Annotated in this window: 14 protein-coding genes and 1 pseudogene; 11 read left to right on the top strand and 4 right to left on the bottom strand. The window is 73.2% G+C overall.

The window, feature by feature from the left end:
* Positions 1-5: 5 nt before the first annotated feature.
* The 5 genes from ACF1A1_RS24030 to ACF1A1_RS24010 all read left to right on the top strand — a co-directional run bounded on the left by ACF1A1_RS24030 (position 6) and on the right by ACF1A1_RS24010 (position 6,013).
* Complete coding sequence (locus tag ACF1A1_RS24030; protein ID WP_392002569.1) at positions 6-1,853, top strand: biotin carboxylase N-terminal domain-containing protein; 1,848 nt, start codon at positions 6-8, stop codon at positions 1,851-1,853.
* 80 nt (positions 1,854-1,933) lie between these two features.
* A complete protein-coding gene (locus tag ACF1A1_RS24025; RefSeq protein WP_392002567.1) occupies positions 1,934-3,061 on the top strand; it encodes an acyl-CoA dehydrogenase family protein in 1,128 nt (375 codons plus the stop codon).
* Positions 3,062-3,096: 35 nt separating this feature from the next.
* A complete protein-coding gene (locus ACF1A1_RS24020; RefSeq protein WP_392002565.1) occupies positions 3,097-4,668 on the top strand; it encodes a 4-coumarate--CoA ligase family protein in 1,572 nt (523 codons plus the stop codon).
* Positions 4,665-5,408, top strand: coding sequence for an enoyl-CoA hydratase family protein (locus ACF1A1_RS24015; RefSeq protein ID WP_392002563.1), 744 nt, complete (start codon positions 4,665-4,667; stop codon positions 5,406-5,408). Before ACF1A1_RS24020 ends, ACF1A1_RS24015 begins: the two co-directional genes overlap by 4 nt.
* Positions 5,396-6,013 (top strand): TetR/AcrR family transcriptional regulator, encoded by a 618-nt coding sequence (locus ACF1A1_RS24010; RefSeq protein ID WP_392002562.1) that lies wholly within the window; start codon positions 5,396-5,398, stop codon positions 6,011-6,013. Before ACF1A1_RS24015 ends, ACF1A1_RS24010 begins: the two co-directional genes overlap by 13 nt.
* Positions 6,014-6,018: 5 nt before the next feature.
* On the opposite strand, the gene pdxH is transcribed toward ACF1A1_RS24010, so the two are convergent.
* Positions 6,019-6,648, bottom strand: coding sequence for a pyridoxamine 5'-phosphate oxidase (pdxH, locus tag ACF1A1_RS24005; RefSeq protein ID WP_392002886.1), 630 nt, complete (start codon positions 6,646-6,648; stop codon positions 6,019-6,021).
* Positions 6,649-6,937: 289 nt separating this feature from the next.
* Between pdxH and ACF1A1_RS24000 the strand changes: the two genes are divergently transcribed.
* The 4 genes and pseudogenes from ACF1A1_RS24000 to ACF1A1_RS23985 all read left to right on the top strand — a co-directional run bounded on the left by ACF1A1_RS24000 (position 6,938) and on the right by ACF1A1_RS23985 (position 10,825).
* Positions 6,938-8,107, top strand: a complete 1,170-nt coding sequence (locus tag ACF1A1_RS24000; protein WP_392002560.1) for a citrate synthase 2 — start codon at positions 6,938-6,940, stop codon at positions 8,105-8,107.
* Positions 8,108-8,499: 392 nt separating this feature from the next.
* Positions 8,500-8,830 (top strand): annotated as a pseudogene (locus tag ACF1A1_RS23995) (Rid family hydrolase); the annotation flags it as partial.
* Complete coding sequence (locus ACF1A1_RS23990; RefSeq protein ID WP_392002559.1) at positions 8,827-9,297, top strand: GNAT family N-acetyltransferase; 471 nt, start codon at positions 8,827-8,829, stop codon at positions 9,295-9,297. The pseudogene ACF1A1_RS23995 and the gene ACF1A1_RS23990, both read left to right, overlap by 4 nt.
* Positions 9,298-9,409: 112 nt before the next feature.
* The gene (locus ACF1A1_RS23985; RefSeq protein ID WP_392002557.1) at positions 9,410-10,825 is read left to right on the top strand and encodes a PAS domain-containing protein; all 1,416 of its coding nucleotides are present in this window, start codon (positions 9,410-9,412) and stop codon (positions 10,823-10,825) included.
* 106 nt (positions 10,826-10,931) lie between these two features.
* On the opposite strand, the gene ACF1A1_RS23980 is transcribed toward ACF1A1_RS23985, so the two are convergent.
* Positions 10,932-11,687, bottom strand: coding sequence for an SIS domain-containing protein (locus tag ACF1A1_RS23980; protein WP_392002555.1), 756 nt, complete (start codon positions 11,685-11,687; stop codon positions 10,932-10,934).
* A gap of 267 nt (positions 11,688-11,954) precedes the next feature.
* On the opposite strand from ACF1A1_RS23980, the gene ACF1A1_RS23975 reads away from it, so the two are divergent.
* Together ACF1A1_RS23975 and ACF1A1_RS23970 are read left to right on the top strand one after the other, a co-directional pair.
* Positions 11,955-12,647, top strand: a complete 693-nt coding sequence (locus ACF1A1_RS23975; protein ID WP_391234190.1) for an iron dependent repressor, metal binding and dimerization domain protein — start codon at positions 11,955-11,957, stop codon at positions 12,645-12,647.
* Between the two features lie 672 nt (positions 12,648-13,319).
* Positions 13,320-14,258, top strand: a complete 939-nt coding sequence (locus ACF1A1_RS23970) for an alpha/beta fold hydrolase (RefSeq protein ID WP_392002554.1) — start codon at positions 13,320-13,322, stop codon at positions 14,256-14,258.
* Between the two features lie 104 nt (positions 14,259-14,362).
* Here ACF1A1_RS23970 and ACF1A1_RS23965 read toward each other — a convergent pair whose 3' ends face one another.
* Positions 14,363-15,952: a transporter gene (locus ACF1A1_RS23965; protein ID WP_392002553.1), complete on the bottom strand. Its 1,590-nt coding sequence runs from the start codon at positions 15,950-15,952 to the stop codon at positions 14,363-14,365.
* Positions 15,949-16,740 carry an ABC transporter ATP-binding protein gene (locus tag ACF1A1_RS23960; RefSeq protein WP_392002551.1) on the bottom strand — a complete coding sequence of 264 codons (792 nt, stop codon included), beginning with the start codon at positions 16,738-16,740 and terminating at the stop codon, positions 15,949-15,951. The genes ACF1A1_RS23965 and ACF1A1_RS23960 overlap by 4 nt, the downstream gene beginning before the upstream one ends.
* Between the last annotated feature and the right edge of the window lie 73 nt (positions 16,741-16,813).

The raw sequence follows: 16,813 nt of genomic DNA, 5'->3' as shown, positions 1-16,813 counted from the left end.
CCCAAGTGATCACTTCTGTGCTCGCCGCCAACCGAGGCGAGATCGCCTGCCGCGTCTTCCGCACCTGCCGTGAGGCGGGGATCCGGACGGTCGCCGTGCACTCGGACGCCGACGCGAACGCCCTGCACGCGCGCGTGGCCGACACGGCGGTACGCCTGCCGGGCGCGGCGCCCGCCGACACGTACCTGCGCGCCGACCTGATCGTGAAGGCGGCCGTGACGGCGGGCGCGGACGCCGTGCACCCGGGGTACGGCTTCCTCTCCGAGAACGCCGACTTCGCGCGCGCCGTCCTGGACGCGGGCCTGGTCTGGATCGGGCCGCCGCCGGAGGCGATCGAGGCGATGGCGTCCAAGACCCGCGCGAAGGCGCTCATGGGACTCCCGCCCCTGCGCCAGGACGCCCTCACCGAGGCCGACCTGCCGGTGCTCGTGAAGGCGGCCGCGGGCGGCGGAGGGCGCGGAATGCGCGTCGTGCGCCGCCTGGACGAACTGAGCGCCGCGATGGACGGCGCGCGCGCCGAGGCCGCGAGCGCCTTCGGCGACGGCGAGGTCTTCGTCGAGCCCTACGTCGAGAACGGGCGCCATGTGGAGGTGCAGGTGCTCGCCGACGCCCACGGCACCGTGTGGGCGCTCGGCACCCGCGACTGCTCCCTCCAGCGCCGCCACCAGAAGGTGATCGAGGAGGCGCCGGCACCCGGACTCTCCGAGGAACTCACTCGGGAGCTGTGCGCGCTCGCCGTGCGCGCCGCCCGCGCCGTCGACTACGTCGGCGCGGGCACCGTCGAGTTCCTCGTCGCCGACGGCCGGGCGCACTTCCTGGAGATGAACACCCGCCTCCAGGTCGAACACCCGGTGACGGAGGCCGTCTTCGGCCTCGACCTGGTGGCGGAGCAGCTCCGCATCGCGGAAGGCCACGCCCTGGCCCCCGAGCCCCCACGCGCGCGTGGCCACGCCGTCGAGGCCCGCCTCTACGCCGAGGACCCCGCGCACGACTGGACCCCCCAGACCGGCACCCTGCACCGCCTCACCGTCCCCGACGGCGTCCGCCTGGACACGGGCTGCACCGACGGCGACGAGATCGGCGTCCACTACGACCCCATGCTCGCCAAGGTCGTCGCCCACGCCCCCACCCGCACGGAGGCCGTCCGCAAACTGGCGGGCGCGCTGGAGAGGGCCACGATCCACGGCCCGGTGACCAACCGGGACCTCCTGATCCGCTCCCTGCGTCACGAGGAGTTCACCTCGGCCCGCATGACCACGGGCTTCTACGACCGCCACCTCACCACGCTCACCGCGCCGGCCCCCGACCCGTACGCCCCCCTGGCGGCGGCCCTCGCGGACGCGCACGGCCGCTCCCGCTTCGGCGGCTGGCGCAACCTGCCCTCACAACCGCAGGTCAGGCGCTACGCCGTGGGGGGCGAGCCGCACGAGGTCCACTACCGGCACACGCGAACCGGGCTGACGGCGGACGGCGTGCGGGTCGTGCACGCGGACGCGGGGCTGGTCGTCCTGGAGGTCGAGGGCGTCCGGCGCCGTTTCGAGGTGGCCCGCTACGACGACCAGGTGCACGTGAACGCCACGACCCTCACGGCCCTTCCCCGGTTCCCCGAGCCGGTGGCCCGGCACGCCCCGGGCTCCCTGCTCGCCCCCATGCCCGGCACGGTCGTCAGGATCGCGAACGGCCTCGTCACCGGATCGAGTGTCGAGGCGGGCGAACCGATCGTCTGGCTCGAAGCGATGAAGATGCAACACGTCATCACGGCACCGGTCACGGGGACGCTGACCGCCCTGCCGGTGACGACGGGACAGCAGGTACAGGTCGGCACTCTGCTGGCGGTAGTGCAAGCGGCCTAGTGGCGCGGGGCCGTGCCCTCGGGCGGCTCCGCCGCGTGAGCGCGAGCGACCACGACGATGCAGCACCCGAAGGAGCCATCATGACCACCCTCATCGAACCCGACGAGCACAAGGCACTCCGCGCGGCGGTCTCGTCCTTCGCCACCACCCACCCGCGCGACTCCAGGACCCTCTGGCAAGAGGCCGCCAGGCTCGGCTACATCGGCGTCAACCTCCCGGAAGCCTACGGAGGAGGCGGCGGCGGCATCACCGAGCTCTCCCTGGTCCTCGAAGAGCTGGGCGCCGCGGGCAACCCCCTCCTCATGATGATCGTCTCCCCGGCGATCTGCGGCACGGTCATCGCCCGCTTCGGCACGGAAGCCCAGAAACGGACCTGGCTCCCCGCGCTGGCGGACGGCACCCGCCTCATGGCCTTCGGCATCACCGAGCCCGACGCCGGCTCCAACAGCCACCGCATCACCACCACCGCCCGCCGCGACGGCACCGACTGGCTGCTGACCGGCCGGAAGGTCTTCGTCTCCGGCGTCGACATCGCCGACGCCACCCTGATCGTCGGCCGCACGGAAGACGCCCGCACCGGCCGCCTCAAGCCCTGCCTGTTCATCGTCCCGCGCGACGCGGAGGGCTTCACCCGCCACCGCATCGACATGGAACTGCACGGCGCGGAGAAGCAGTTCGAACTGGTCCTGGACGACGTGCGGCTGCCCGCCGACGCGCTCGTCGGCGACGAGGACGCGGGGCTCCTCCAACTGTTCGCCGGCCTGAACCCGGAGCGGATCATGACGGCCGCCTTCGCGATCGGCATGGGCCGCCACGCCCTCGCCAAAGCCGTCGCGTACGCGCGCGAGCGCACCGTCTGGACGACCCCCATCGGCGCCCACCAGGCCATCGCCCATCCCCTGGCGCAGGCGCACATCGACCTCGAACTGGCCCGCCTGATGATGCAGAAGGCGGCCCGTCTGTACGACGCGGGGGACGACGCCGGGGCGGGCGAAGCCGCCAACATGGCGAAGTACGCGGCCGGGGAGGCTTGCGTGAAGGCGGTCGACCAGGCCGTGCACACCCTCGGCGGCAACGGCCTCACGCGCGAGTTCGGCCTCGCCTCGCTGATAACGGCGGCGCGCGTGGCTCGTATTGCTCCGGTGAGCCGGGAGATGATTCTCAACTACGTCTCCCACCAGACCCTGGGCCTGCCCAAGTCGTACTGACCGTCTGGCCACCCGCCGGTGAGCGAGGAGGAACCATGTTCCGCAGCGAGTACGCAGACGTTCCGCCCGTAGAACTCCCCATCCACGACGCCGTGCTGGGCCGCGCCGCCGAGTTCGGCGACCGGCCGGCCCTCGTCGACGGCACCGACGGCACCACCCTCACCTACGAACAGGTGGACCGCTTCCACCGGCGGATCGCCGCCGCCCTCGCCGACGCCGGAGTCCGCAAGGGCGATGTGCTCGCCCTGCACAGCCCCAACACCGTCGCCTTCCCGCTCGCGTTCTACGCCGCCACGCGCGCGGGAGCCACCGTCACCACCGTGCACCCGCTCTGCACGGCCGAGGAGTTCGCCAAGCAGCTCGGCGACTGTGCCGCCCGCTGGATCGTCACCGTCTCACCGCTGCTGGAGACGGCCCGCCGGGCCGCCGAACTCTCGGGCGGTGTCAAGGAGATCTTCGTCTGCGACAGCGCCTCCGGCCACCGCTCCCTGATCGACATGCTCGCCTCGGCCGCCCCCGAGCCGCGGACCGCCGTCGACCCCGTCGAGGACGTGGCGGCCCTGCCGTACTCCTCCGGCACCACCGGCATCCCCAAGGGCGTGATGCTCACCCACCGGCAGATCGCCACCAACCTCGCCCAGCTCGAACCGGCGATCCCGGCCGGCCCCGGCGACCGCGTCCTCGCCGTCCTGCCCTTCTTCCACATCTACGGCCTCACCGCGCTGATGAACGCGCCGCTGCGCAAGGGCGCCACCGTCGTCGTCCTGCCCCGCTTCGACCTGGAGACCTTCCTCGCGGCCATCCAGAACCACCGCATCACCGCCCTGTACGTGGCCCCACCGATCGTGCTGGCCCTCGCCAAGCACCCGGCCGTCACCCAGTACGACCTCTCCTCCGTGGAGTACGTCATCAGCGCCGCCGCGCCCCTGGACGCCGGCCTCGCCGCCGCCTGCGCCGAACGCCTCGGCCTGCCGCCCGTCGGCCAGGCCTACGGCATGACGGAACTGTCCCCCGGCACCCACGTCGTCCCCCTCGACGCCATGGCCGACGCCCCCGCCGGCACCGTCGGCAAGCTCATCGCCGGCACCGAGATGCGCATCGTCTCCCTCGACGACCCCGACAAGGACCTCGGCGCGGGCGAGGCCGGCGAGATCCTCATCCGCGGCCCGCAGATCATGAAGGGCTACCTCGGCCGCCCCGACGCCACCGCCGCCATGATCGACGGCGACGGCTGGCTGCACACCGGCGACATCGGCCGCGTCGACGAGGACGGCTGGCTCTTCGTCGTCGACCGCGTCAAGGAACTCATCAAGTACAAGGGCTTCCAGGTGGCCCCCGCCGAACTCGAGGCACTGCTGCTCACCCACCCCGGCATCGCCGACGCCGCCGTCATCGGCGAGTACCACGACGACGGCAACGAGGTGCCGCACGCCTACGTGGTCCGCCGGCCCACCGCGCCCGACCTCTCCGAGGGGGAGGTCGCCCTGTACGTCGCCGAGCGGGTCGCCCCCTACAAGCGCGTCCGCCACGTCACCTTCATCGACGCCGTACCCCGCGCCGCCTCCGGGAAGATCCTCCGCCGACAGCTCAGGGAGGAACGCACATGACGTCACTGATCGGCCGTACCCGCGCGCGGGGTGTCGAGACCCTCAGCCTCGACGCACCGGACACCCGCAACGCCCTGTCGCGCGCGCTCGTGGCCGAGCTGACCGACGCACTCGGCCAGTGCGGGCAGGACCCCGGCGTACGCGCCGTCGTCCTCACCCACACCGGCAACACCTTCTGCGCGGGCGCCGACCTGCGCGACCCCCCGCCCGCCGAGGCGTTCACCGGACTGCTGGAGGGAATCGTCACGCTGCCCAAGCCGGTCGTGGCCCGGGTCGCCGGGCACGTCCGGGCGGGCGGCCTGGGCCTGCTCGGGGCCTGCGACATCGCGGTCGCCTCCGCCGCGGCGACCTTCTCTTTCACCGAGGTGCGCATCGGCGTCGCGCCCGCCGTCATCTCCCTGCCGCTGCTGCCCCGCGTCGACCCGCGGGCCCTCGCCCGCTACTGCCTCACCGGCGAGACCTTCGGCGCGGCCGAGGCCGCCCGCATCGGCCTGGTCACCGGGGCCGCCGGCGACCTCGACCTGGACGACGCCCTCGCCCCCGTCCTCGACGGCCTGCGCAGGGCCGCACCCGGGGCCCTGGCCCGGACGAAGGAACTGCTCACGGCTACAGTTCTGGAGGCCTTCGCCGAGGACGCGGGCGAGATGAACAGGCTCTCCGCCTCGTTGTTCGCCCAGCCCGACGCCCGCGAAGGGATGACGGCCTTCCTCGAACGACGGGATCCCCCATGGGTGCTGTGACCACGGTCGACCGTGTCCCGGGCGACCGCGCCCCCAAGCAGGACCGCAGCCGGGCCACTCGGCAGCGGCTCCTGGAAGCCGCCGTGGCCTGCCTCGCCGAACACGGCTGGACAGGCTCCACCGTCTCGGTCGTCGCCGAACGCGCGGGCGTCTCCCGCGGCGCCGCCCAGCACCACTTCCCCACCCGCGAGGACCTGTTCACCGCGGCCGTCGAGTACGTCGCCGAGGAACGCTCCCTCGCGCTGCGCGCCCTCTTCCCCCAAGGCGCCGCGGGCGACCGGCGAGCGGTCGTCTCGGCCCTCGTCGACCTCTACACCGGCCCTCTCTTCCGCGCGGCCCTGCACCTGTGGGTGGCCGCGTCGAACGAGGAGCAACTGCGCCCGCGCGTGACGGAGCTGGAGGCCCGCGTCGGCCGCGAGACCCACCGCATAGCCGTGGAACTGCTGAACGCCGACGAGTCCCGCCCCGGCGTCCGGGAAACCGTCCAGGGCCTGCTGGACATGGCCCGCGGCCTGGGCCTGGCCAACCTCCTCACCGACGACGGCCCGCGCCGCGAACGGGTCGTGGCCCAGTGGGCGACGCTGCTGGAGGAGACGCTGGGCTGACCCCGTCACGGACTGAGCCGCTCCACCCGCCAGCTGCCGTCCGCCTGCGCCACGTACCGCAGCCGGTCGTGCAACCGGTTCTCCCGCCCCTGCCAGAACTCCACCGACTGCGGCGCCACCCGGAAACCACCCCAGTGCGGCGGCACCGGCACCTGCTCGCCCTGCGGATAGCGGGCCGCCAGCTCGGCGTAGGAGACGTCGAGTTCGGCGCGGGTGGTGATGACCGACGACTGGGCGCTGGCCCACGCGCCGAGCTGCGAGCCGTGCGGCCGGGTGCGGAAGTACGCGGCCGTCTCGTCCCGGCCGGTACGCCGGGCCACCCCCTGCACGATCACCTGCCGGGCCATCGCATGCCACGGGAAGAGCAGCGAGACGTACGGGTTCTCCGCGAGGTCACGGGCCTTGCGCGAGTCGTAGTTCGTATAGAAGACGAAGCCCTGCTCGTCGAAGTGCTTCAGCAGCACCGTGCGGGAGCTGGGCCGCCCCTCGGCGTCCGCCGTGGAGACCACCATGGCGTTCGGCTCGAACAGGTGGGCCTCCGCCGCGGCCTGCTTGAACCAGCGCGCGAACTGCTCCACGGGCGTCGCGGTCAGGTCGGACTCGGCGAGGCCCTCGGCCCGGTACTGCTTGCGCATCGAGGCGGGGTCGGGAGAGACGGCGTCTGCGGCGTTCACGCGGTCATCTTGCCGTATCGGAGGCCACCCACCGGAAGGCCACCCACCGAAGGTGGCACTGAGTGCCGCGAGGGCTCCCCAAAGGTGGCACTCGGGGATATGGTGCTGATGCCATCCCGGTTGGGTGACCGCCGGCCGCACGGGGCATCACTGGGGTGACCGCCCAGGACCGCGAGTCCCCGCACGGACCGTGGAACCGCCGGCGCCATCGGTCGCACCATCTGTCGCACACATCTCGAGGAGCCGCCTGATGTCCGACTTCGTACCCGGGCTCGAAGGAGTCGTCGCGTTCGAGACGGAGATCGCCGAACCCGACAAGGAGGGCGGCGCACTCCGGTACCGGGGCGTCGACATCGAGGACCTCGTCGGCCACGTCTCCTTCGGCAACGTGTGGGGCCTGCTCGTCGACGGCGCCTTCAACCCCGGCCTGCCGCCCGCCGAGCCGTTCCCCATCCCCGTCCACTCCGGCGACATCCGCGTCGACGTCCAGTCCGCCCTCGCCATGCTCGCCCCGGTCTGGGGCCTGAAACCCCTCCTCGACATCGACGCCGGGCAGGCCCGCGAAGACCTCGCCCGCGCCGCCGTCATGGCCCTGTCCTACGTCGCCCAGTCCGCCCGCGGCCAGGGCCGCCCCATGGTCCCGCAGCGCGAGATCGACAAGGCCCAGTCCGTCGTCGAACGCTTCATGATCCGCTGGCGTGGCGAACCCGACCCCAAGCACGTCGCCGCCGTCGACGCCTACTGGACCTCCGCCGCCGAACACGGCATGAACGCGTCCACCTTCACCGCCCGCGTCATCGCCTCCACCGGCGCGGACGTCGCCGCGGCCCTCTCCGGCGCCGTGGGAGCCATGTCCGGCCCCCTGCACGGCGGCGCCCCCTCCCGCGTCCTCGGCATGATCGAGGAGATCGAACGGACCGGGGACGCCGAGGCGTACGTCCGGCGCGCCCTCGACCAGGGCGAACGCCTGATGGGCTTCGGCCACCGCGTCTACCGCGCCGAGGACCCCCGCGCGCGCGTACTGCGCCGCACCGCCCGCGAGCTGGGCGCCCCCCGCTTCGAGGTCGCCGAAGCGCTGGAGAAGGCCGCCCTGGAAGAGCTCCACAACCGCCGCCCCGACCGCGTGCTCGCGACGAACGTCGAGTTCTGGGCGGCCATCGTCCTCGACTTCGCCGAGGTCCCGGCGCACATGTTCACCTCCATGTTCACCTGCGCCCGCACGGCCGGCTGGTCCGCACACATCCTGGAACAGAAGCGCACCGGCCGCCTGGTCCGCCCCTCCGCCCGCTACATCGGCCCCGGCCCCCGCGACCCCCGCGACATCGAGGGCTACGGGGGCATCGCAAGCCAGGGCCAGAAGCCAGGGCCAGGCGGTGTCGTGGAGGGCGGCGTGACGTCGACGCCGGTCACGCGGGGCTGAGCAGCTCCGCGTGACGCCGCTCGGAGGGCGCTGCCGAGGCGCGTGCGGGGCGGCGGGTGGGAACGCAGACGACCCGCGAGTCTGGTCCTCCGTGAGGAGGGGCCGGCCGGACGTACCGGCGACTCGCGGGTCGGGTGACTGCTGGGATTTGGGCCGGCTGCACGCGACTCTCACGCGCTGGTCCGGCACCGCACTGGGTGTGGTGGCGGGCCGCTAGCCCGCAGTCACCTCACGCGTCCGGTTTTCATACATCTGCCGAACCACCTCCCTTCTCGTGTGCTCGACACCTTAAGAACCGTTCCACCACCCGATCAACCGTTTTTCGGAAGTTCTGGCGAGACGGTTGCCGGCAGATGACCCACCAGCGGATTCGGTCCTCCGTGCGTCCGGCGGACCACGCGACGACGACCCTCCCGGACGAGGTGGTCGAACAGGTGCGAGCAGTACCTGCGCGATGTCGGTGCCGCGCTCGCGGAGGCGGGATGCGGCTTCGCCGACGTCGTGCGGGTGCGGTGTCCGCTGCCCGAGCGGACCGACGTCGAGCCGTGCCGGCCGGGCTGCGCCGCTGCTTCGGGAAGGTGCGGCCGGCGCCGACGACGAGGGTGTGCGGGCTCGCCGATCCCCGGATGAAGTTTCGAGATCGAGGTGTCCGCGCGACGCCCTGCGCCGGACCGCGCAATCCCGTTGACGCGCGCGTGGGGGCGCGCTTCGCTGTCGCCGTGACGGATCTTCGTATGGAGCCCGTGGCCGGCGAGGCCATGCTCGAGCAGTGGCGGCACGTCCACAACGCGATCGTGCCGCCGGACGCCCTGTCCCTCGACGAGGTACGCGCGCGTGCGGCGCGCTACCGCCTGGAGAACGCCTACGTCGGTGACGTGCTGGTCGGCTGCTCCACGGTGCGGCCGCCGGAGGGCGAGGAGGCGGTGGAGACGGTCATCGCGCGCGTGCTGCCCGAGTACCGGCGCCGCGGCTACGGCACCGCCCTGTACGACCGTGGTCTCGCGCACGCGCGCGTGCTGGGCGCCCGGGAGGTCGAGACGTGCGTGCTGGCCGTCAACGAGGACGGTCTGCGGTTCGCGGTGGCGCGTGGTTTCGTGGAGACCGACCGGTATGTGGTGGACGGCCGGACCGACCTGTGGGTCGATCTGAGGCTGGCCGCCGCGGACCGGCCCGCGGCCGGCCGCGCGTGACAGGTCCCGCCCGCGGTACAACGATTCCTCCGCAATCTTGCGGGAACCATATGTGGGCTGCGTCACGTTCCAGTTGAATGAGGGCAAGTGAGCGAACCTGCAGGGGGTCCAGGTGAGTGCTTCCCGGCGTAGTGGGACCACCGACGAGCTGGGTCCGGACGAGCCCGAGCGGGCCGGTCCGGTGGGCCCGGACGGCTCGGACCTGCTCGCCGCGCTGCTCGACGGGATGGACGCGGCCCTGTGCGCCTTCGACGCCGACGGCGTCGTCACCCACTGGAACCGGGAGGCCGAGCGGATTCTCGGCTGGACCGCCGAGGAGGCCGTGGGGCGCCGCGGCTTCGCCGGGTGGGCGGTCCGCGAGGCGGACGCCGAGGAGATCGAGGGCCGCCTGATGTCCGCCATGCACGCGCCCGGCCGGCAGGTGCACGAGTTCGCCCTGGTGACCAAGGACGGCGGCCGGGTCCTGGTGCGCACCCAGTCCGCCGCCGTGCGCGGCCCCGACGGCAAGCCGGCCGGCCTGTACTGCGCCTTCAGCGAGGTGCACGCCCAGATCGACCTGGAGCGTTCCATCGCGCTGAGCGAGGCCCTCTTCGAGGACGCCTCCTGGGGTGTCGTCCTCGTCGACGCCGACCTGCGCCCCGCCGTGGTGAACGCGTACGCCGCCCGCGCGCTCGGCACCGGCCGTACGACCCTCCTGGGCCGCCCGCTGGGCGAGCTGCTCACCCGGGGCGTCGAGGACCTGGAGAACGCGCTCACGCACGTCCTCGCCGAGGGCGCTCCGCCCGCGCCCGCGGAGATGTGGGTGGGGGTGCGCACCCCGGAGGGCGAGCGGCGGCGCTGCTGGCGCAGCGGCTTCCTGCGGCTGGCCTCGCCGCTGGCCGAGGAGCCGGTGCCGCTCGGGGTCGGCTGGCTCTTCCAGGACGTCACCGAGGCCAAGCAGGGCGAGCAGGAGGCCGCGCTGCTGCGTTTCCGCGCCAACCAGTTGCACCGTGCCTCCCGCGCGGCCGCCGAGTGCGAGGACCCGGCCGAGGCGGCCACCGTGCATCTCGACTTCGCGCTCGCCGGCTTCGCCGACCACGCCGTGATCGACCGGGTGGCGGGCGCCCCGGCGGCCGACGGCGAGTCCGCCGCGCCGCCGCGGCTGGTACGGGTCGCGGCCACGCCCTCGGGCGGCCCCGGCCCCAGCGCGCTCACCGGCCACGCGGGGCTGCCCGTGCGGTACGCGGAGGGGCATCCGGCGTTGCAGTGCGTGGCCCGCGCCGGTTCCGTGCGCGCCTCGTCCGGCACGGCGGCGCCGGACCAGGCGCGCGAGTGGGCACGCGCGCGCCAGTGGCCCGAGGACACCGTGCACGCCCTGTGCGCCGTCCTGCGCAGCCGTGGCCGCACCCTCGGCGTGGTGACGTTCCTGCGCGGCGCCGCCCGCACCGCGTTCGAACGGTCCGACGCGACCTACGCCGAGGACGTCGCCGTACGCATAGCGGCGGCCCTGGACCTGGCGGGACCGCCCGGGGGCGGCGAGGGCGCCTGAGACCGGCGGCGGGCGAGGACGTCCGAGCCGGGTGGGGCGGGGGTGTCCTGAGCGCGGAGGCGGGCGGCGGCGCCCGGGTGGCGCCGGACGCGCCGCCTCAGCGCCGTCAGCGCCGGTAGAAGATCCGGTCCCCGTACTCCTCCATGATCCGGCCGTTCCACTCGTGCCCGCCGTCCACGTTGCCGGAGCGCAGCAGCGGGGGCTCGATGCCGCGGTCGGCGAGGGAGGCGGCGGCGGTGGCCATCACGGCCTGGAGCAGGGCCGTGGTGACGACCGTGGAGGCGGGCGCGAAGGGCGCCGGGACGGTGTCGAGGGTCAGTTCGGCGTCGCCGACGGCGATCTTGGAGTCCAGGACGAGGTCGCAGTGGTCCTTCAGGAAGGTCCCCGAGGAGTGCCGGGACGTCGTCCGCGCCGCGTACGCCACCGACGTCACGCCGATGACCTTCACGCCCAGGGCACGGGCGTTCAGGGCCATCTCCACGGGCAGGGCGTTGCGGCCCGACAGGGAGACGACCACGAGGGCGTCGCCCGCGCGGACCGGGGAGGTGTCCAGGACGGCGCTCGCCAGGCCGTCGACGCGCTCCAGGGCGGAGCCGAGGGTGGCGGGCACGACGTCGACGCCGACGACACCGGGGACGGCGAGCAGGTTCATCAGGGCCAGGCCGCCGGCCCGGTAGACGACGTCCTGCGCGGCCAGCGAGGAGTGGCCGGCGCCGAAGGCGAAGAGGCGGCCGCCGGCGGCCACGGTGTCGGCGAGGAGGGTGCCCGCGGCCTCGATGGCCCCGGCCTCCTCTTCGCGGACCCGGTGCAGCAGGCCGATCGCGGCGTCGAAGAACTGGGCGGCGGGCGTGCGGTCGCTCATCCGAAGGGCCCCCTTGCCGTGTCCGGTGTCCGGTGTCCGTGTCGCGGATCACGGTGCGGTCTGGACCAGTGTGCTGTCAACACGGCGCGGTGCGGCCGACGGCGGCCGCAGCGCAGGACCGCCGTCGGGGGCCCGGACGCCGGACGCAACCGCCTCGTTCGGACGGCGCGGCACGGTTGTCAGTGGTATCCGGCAGAATTGAAGCCAGGGCCAGCGCACGCGTCGGAGAGCCGTCGAGCCTTCGGCACATCTCATCAAGGGGCACGTATGTCCGGACTGATCGACACCACGGAGATGTATCTCCGCACCATCCTCGAGCTGGAGGAGGAAGGTGTGGTCCCCATGCGCGCCCGGATCGCCGAGCGGCTCGACCAGAGCGGGCCGACGGTCAGCCAGACGGTGGCGCGCATGGAGCGTGACGGCCTGGTCTCCGTGGCCAGCGACCGTCACCTCGAGCTCACGGACGAGGGCCGCCGGCTGGCCACGCGCGTGATGCGCAAGCACCGCCTCGCCGAGTGTCTCCTCGTCGACGTGATCGGCCTGGAGTGGGAGCAGGTCCACGCCGAGGCGTGCCGCTGGGAGCACGTCATGAGCGAGGCCGTCGAGCGCCGCGTCCTGGAGCTGCTGCGGCACCCCACCGAGTCGCCGTACGGCAACCCGATCCCGGGCCTGGAGGAGCTGGGCGAGAAGGACGGTGCCGACCCGTTCCTGGACGAGGGCATGGTCTCGCTCGCCGACCTCGACCCGGGCCTGGAGGGCAAGACGGTCGTCGTCCGCCGTATCGGCGAGCCGATCCAGACGGACGCGCAGTTGATGTACACGCTGCGCCGGGCGGGTGTGCAGCCCGGTTCGGTGGTGAGCGTGACGGAGTCGGCCGGCGGTGTGCTGGTGGGCAGCGGCGGTGAGGCGGCCGAGCTGGCGTCGGACGTCGCCTCCCACGTGTTCGTCGCCAAGCGCTGAGCCGAGCGCCGGGGCAGGCGCCGGGCCGAGCGCCGGGCCGATGTTGAGCATTGTTCGACTCCTGGGGTCCCAGGGGTCGTTGAGGCGACCGTCGATGTCGCCGAATCGGGGATTCCCTGGGCCGAATCGCAGCGCTTGGGCGCCGCGCGTGCCAGTCTGTCGCGTGAGGCATATGACCTGAGGGGGCGGGATGGTGTGCCGCGGACGAAGGGAAGGCCCCGGTGCCGTAAGGCACCGGGGCCCGTCCTCCCCTGTACTGACCCGGAGCCCCGAGCTCTCAGGGTCATTCCCCTCGGACCGGTTTCCCCGAGCGGTCCGCCTCCCGTTGAAGATCTCCCCTCGGTGGTGGCGATCATTCCTTCCGGGGGGTCACTCGAACGAGGGGTGTTGGCCGCGGATGCGGGCGTTTTCGAATAGGCATTCGATAGCCTGCGGGTGACAGGGCCCCGTGAGAGACGGATCGTGCAGGAGACCGATCGTGCAGGAGACCGATCGGGCGTGAGAGAGATCGTGCTCGAGAGGGATCGTGCGTGTGATGGATCGCGCCGGGCGTGCGATGAACGAAGGCAGTGGGCAGCACAGCGGTACGACGGCAGAGACGACGCGTGACCGGACCGGCCGGCTCGAGCGGGAGCGAGGGGTCCGAGCGGAGCTAGGGGGGTGCCAGGACCTATGGCGCGACGCATCGACGTGAGGGGGGCGGCCGGCGTACGCCTGGCGGCCTGGGAGTTCGGTGATCCGCCCAAGGGCGACCCGTCGGACCACGGGTCGGAACCCACGATTCCGGCACAGTCGGCCGGGGGACGGACGACCCCGGCCGGACCCGCCGACCCCGGCCGGACCACCGGCGTCCTGTTACTGCACGGTCTGATGGGCCGGGCCTCCCACTGGGCGCCCACCGCCCGCTGGCTCTCCGAACGGCATCGTGCGATCGCCCTCGACCAGCGCGGCCACGGCCAGAGCGAGAAGCCCCCACAGGCCGCCGCCTACACCCGCGAGGCGTACATCGAGGACGCCGAGGCCGCCCTCGAACAGCTCGGCCTCGCCCCCGCCGTCCTCATCGGCCACGCCATGGGCGCCCTGACCGCCTGGCAGCTCGCCGCCAAGCGCCCCGACCTGGTCTCCGGCCTGATCATCTGCGACATGCGGGCCTCCGCACTCGGCGCGGCCTCGCAGCGCGAGTGGGCCGACTGGTTCAGGTCCTGGCCCGTCCCCTTCGCCACCCTCGCCGACGTCCGCAAGTGGTTCGGCGAGGACGACCCCTGGGTGGAGCGCCCGAACCCGGCGCGCGGCGCGTTCTACGCCGAGGTGATGCAGGAGTCCGCCGACGGCTGGCGCCCCGTCTTCGAACCCGAGCAGATGCTGACGTCCCGCGAGACCTGGGTCTACGACGCCCACTGGGAGGAGCTCGCCCAGGTCCAGTGCCCCACCCTGGTCGTCCGCGGCCTCGACGGCCAGCTGGGCCGCGCGGAGGCGCAGGAAATGGTCCGGGTGCTGCCCCGTGGGCAGTACGCGGAAGTGGCCGACGCGGGGCACCTCGTCCACTACGACCAGCCGGAGGCGTGGCGGGCGGCTGTCGAGCCGTTCCTCGACGCGGTGTTCACCGCGTGAGCCGCGCCGGGCGCGGTCTCGTCCGAGTGCTGCGGTGAGTCGGCGGACGCGGGTCGTCCGTGGTCGTTCGCGCGGGTGCCCGCGCCCCGCGCCGACGGGCTCCGTCAGCCCTTGCTCACCGCCGTCAGGATCTCCGGCAGACGGGCCGCCGTCCTCGGTGCGGCCAGCCGCAGGCCCAGCCAGGTGATCAGGACCCCGTAGGCCGCACCGCCCGGCAGCAGCAGCCCGCTCCACCGGTCGCCGCCCTCGCTCACGTTCAGCCAGATCGTCACCGCGATGACCGGGGCGCACAGCAGGGCGGCCGCGACCATGCCGCCGAAGATGGCGATCCAGGCCAGGCCCGCCTGGCCGGCGGCCACGTTCCGGTGCCCCTCCTGCGGGATGGAGTACGGGAAGCGCGCCGAGGTCCAGGCGCCCGTCGCCAGCATCGCGCCGAGCAGCGCCAAGGACAGCCCCAGCACCTCCGGCAGCTTCGCCCAGTCACCGAGCAGCGCCGTCGTCACGACGGTCACCAGGGCCGCGTACGGCAGGGTGATCACCAGCAGGGCCAGGGCCCGCGCGCGCAGTTCGACGTACGCGTCGCGCGGCGACGAGATCGTCATCGCGACCATCCAGAACGCGGACGTGTCCTGCCCGAACTGGTTGTACATCTGGATGCCGAGCATTCCGGCGGCGAAGCAGGCGAAGTAGAGGGAGCCGGTGCCCTGGAGCGCGTTGAAGACGGGCACGATCATCCCGATGGCCAGCGAGGTCACCCAGGCCGCCTTGGTCTTCGGGTCGCGCCAGACGTAGCGCAGGCCGCGCTCCATGACCGTGCCGGTGCGTCCGCCCGGCAGCAGCCGTCCGAGACCCGCCGAGGTCCGCCGGTTCCGGGCGGCCGGCTCGGCGGCCTGGAGGGTGGAACCGTCCGGCGCGGTCATCAGCCGCGTCAGACTCCGCGCCCACCACGCCACCAGCAGCACGAGCGCCCCCGCGCTCACCACCAGACGCGCCACGGCGACGCCGTACGCCCCTTCGCTCGCCGCGTCCACCGCGCCGATCGTGGACGCGGGCGGCACCCAGGCCAGCACCTCCGCCGCCGGATCGAGCTGCCCGAGCCCCGCCGAACCGAGCCGCTGCGCCCCGAAGTTGACGACCTGCGCCCCGACCGCGATGAGCAGCCCGCTCAGCACCGCCAGATCCCGCCCCCTGCGGCTGGTCAGGAGCCGGACGTTGGCCGCGGCGACGGCCCGCGCGAGCGCCACGCACAGCAGCAGCCCGAGGACGACGGCGACCACGGCCACGCCGTACGCGAAGGCCCCCCGGCTCACGGCGATCACCGACCCCACCAGCATCAGCGCCGTGAACAGCGGCCCGATGCCCACCAGCGACGCCACCAGCAGCGCCCGCACCAGCGGCCGGGGCCGCAGCGGCAGCATCACCAGCCGGGTCGGGTCCAGCGTCTCGTCCCCGCTGGGGAAGAACAGCGGCATGACCGCCCACCCCAGCCCCAGCACGGCGACCAGGAGCACCACCGGCGAAGCGGCGTGCGCATGCCCGCGCAGGACGATCAGCCCCACCAGCTGAAGCGCGGCGAACAACAGCGTCACCACCGCGGACGCGACATAGGCGGCCCGCCGCCCCCCGGACTGCCGCAGCCCGTTGCGCAACAGCGACAGCTTCAGCCGTACGACGGTGGAGGTCAGGCCGCTCACCGGGGGCCGCCGCCCAGCCAGTCCAGCTGGGAGCCGGCGTCGCGGCCCCGCGCCCCGACGAGTTCGAGGAACGCCTGCTGGAGGGAGGGGGCGGAGCCGCGCACCTCCTCCAGCGTGCCGTGCGCCCGGATACGGCCCGCCGCCATCACGGCCACCCAGTCGCACAGCGACTCCACGAGCTCCATGACGTGCGAGGAGAAGACGACCGTCGCGCCGGACGCCGTGTAACGCTCCAGCACTCCCCGGATGGTCTGCGCGGAGACGGGGTCGACGCCTTCGAACGGCTCGTCCAGGAAGAGCACTTCCGGATTGTGCAGCAGCGCCGCCGCGAGCCCGATCTTCTTCCGCATGCCGGTCGAGTAGTCGACGACGAGTTTGTGCTGGGCGCCGGCCAGATCGAGGACGTCGAGCAGTTGCGTGGCCCGCTTGTCGACCTCCGCCCCCGGCAGCCCCCGCAACCGTCCGCTGTATCCGAGCAGTTCGCGCCCCGACAGCCGCTCGAACAGCCGCAGTCCCTCGGGCAGCACCCCGATCCGGGCCTTCACCTCGACCGGGTCCCGCCACACGTCGTGCCCGACGACCTCGACGGTGCCCTGGTCGGGCCGCAGCAACCCGGTCGCCATCGAGAGTGTGGTGGTCTTCCCGGCCCCGTTGGGCCCGACCAGCCCGATGAACTTCCCGGCGGGCAGATCGAGATCGATTCCGGCCACGGCGACCTGCTGCCCGAACCGCTTCCAGAGCCCACGCACACGCACGGCGACCGTACTCGCGACTGCATTCGAGGTCATGCCAGAACCCTACGGCGCACCAGCCGACTTCACGGGGCGCGCGGAAACGCGCGACAAGCCACCACGAACCCGC

It is taken from the genome of Streptomyces sp. NPDC014995 (genome assembly GCF_043080745.1).
In the GTDB taxonomy this organism is placed as follows: domain Bacteria; phylum Actinomycetota; class Actinomycetes; order Streptomycetales; family Streptomycetaceae; genus Streptomyces.
Note: the sequence above shows the minus strand (reverse complement) of the source record. Positions and strands in the feature narration are given on the sequence as shown.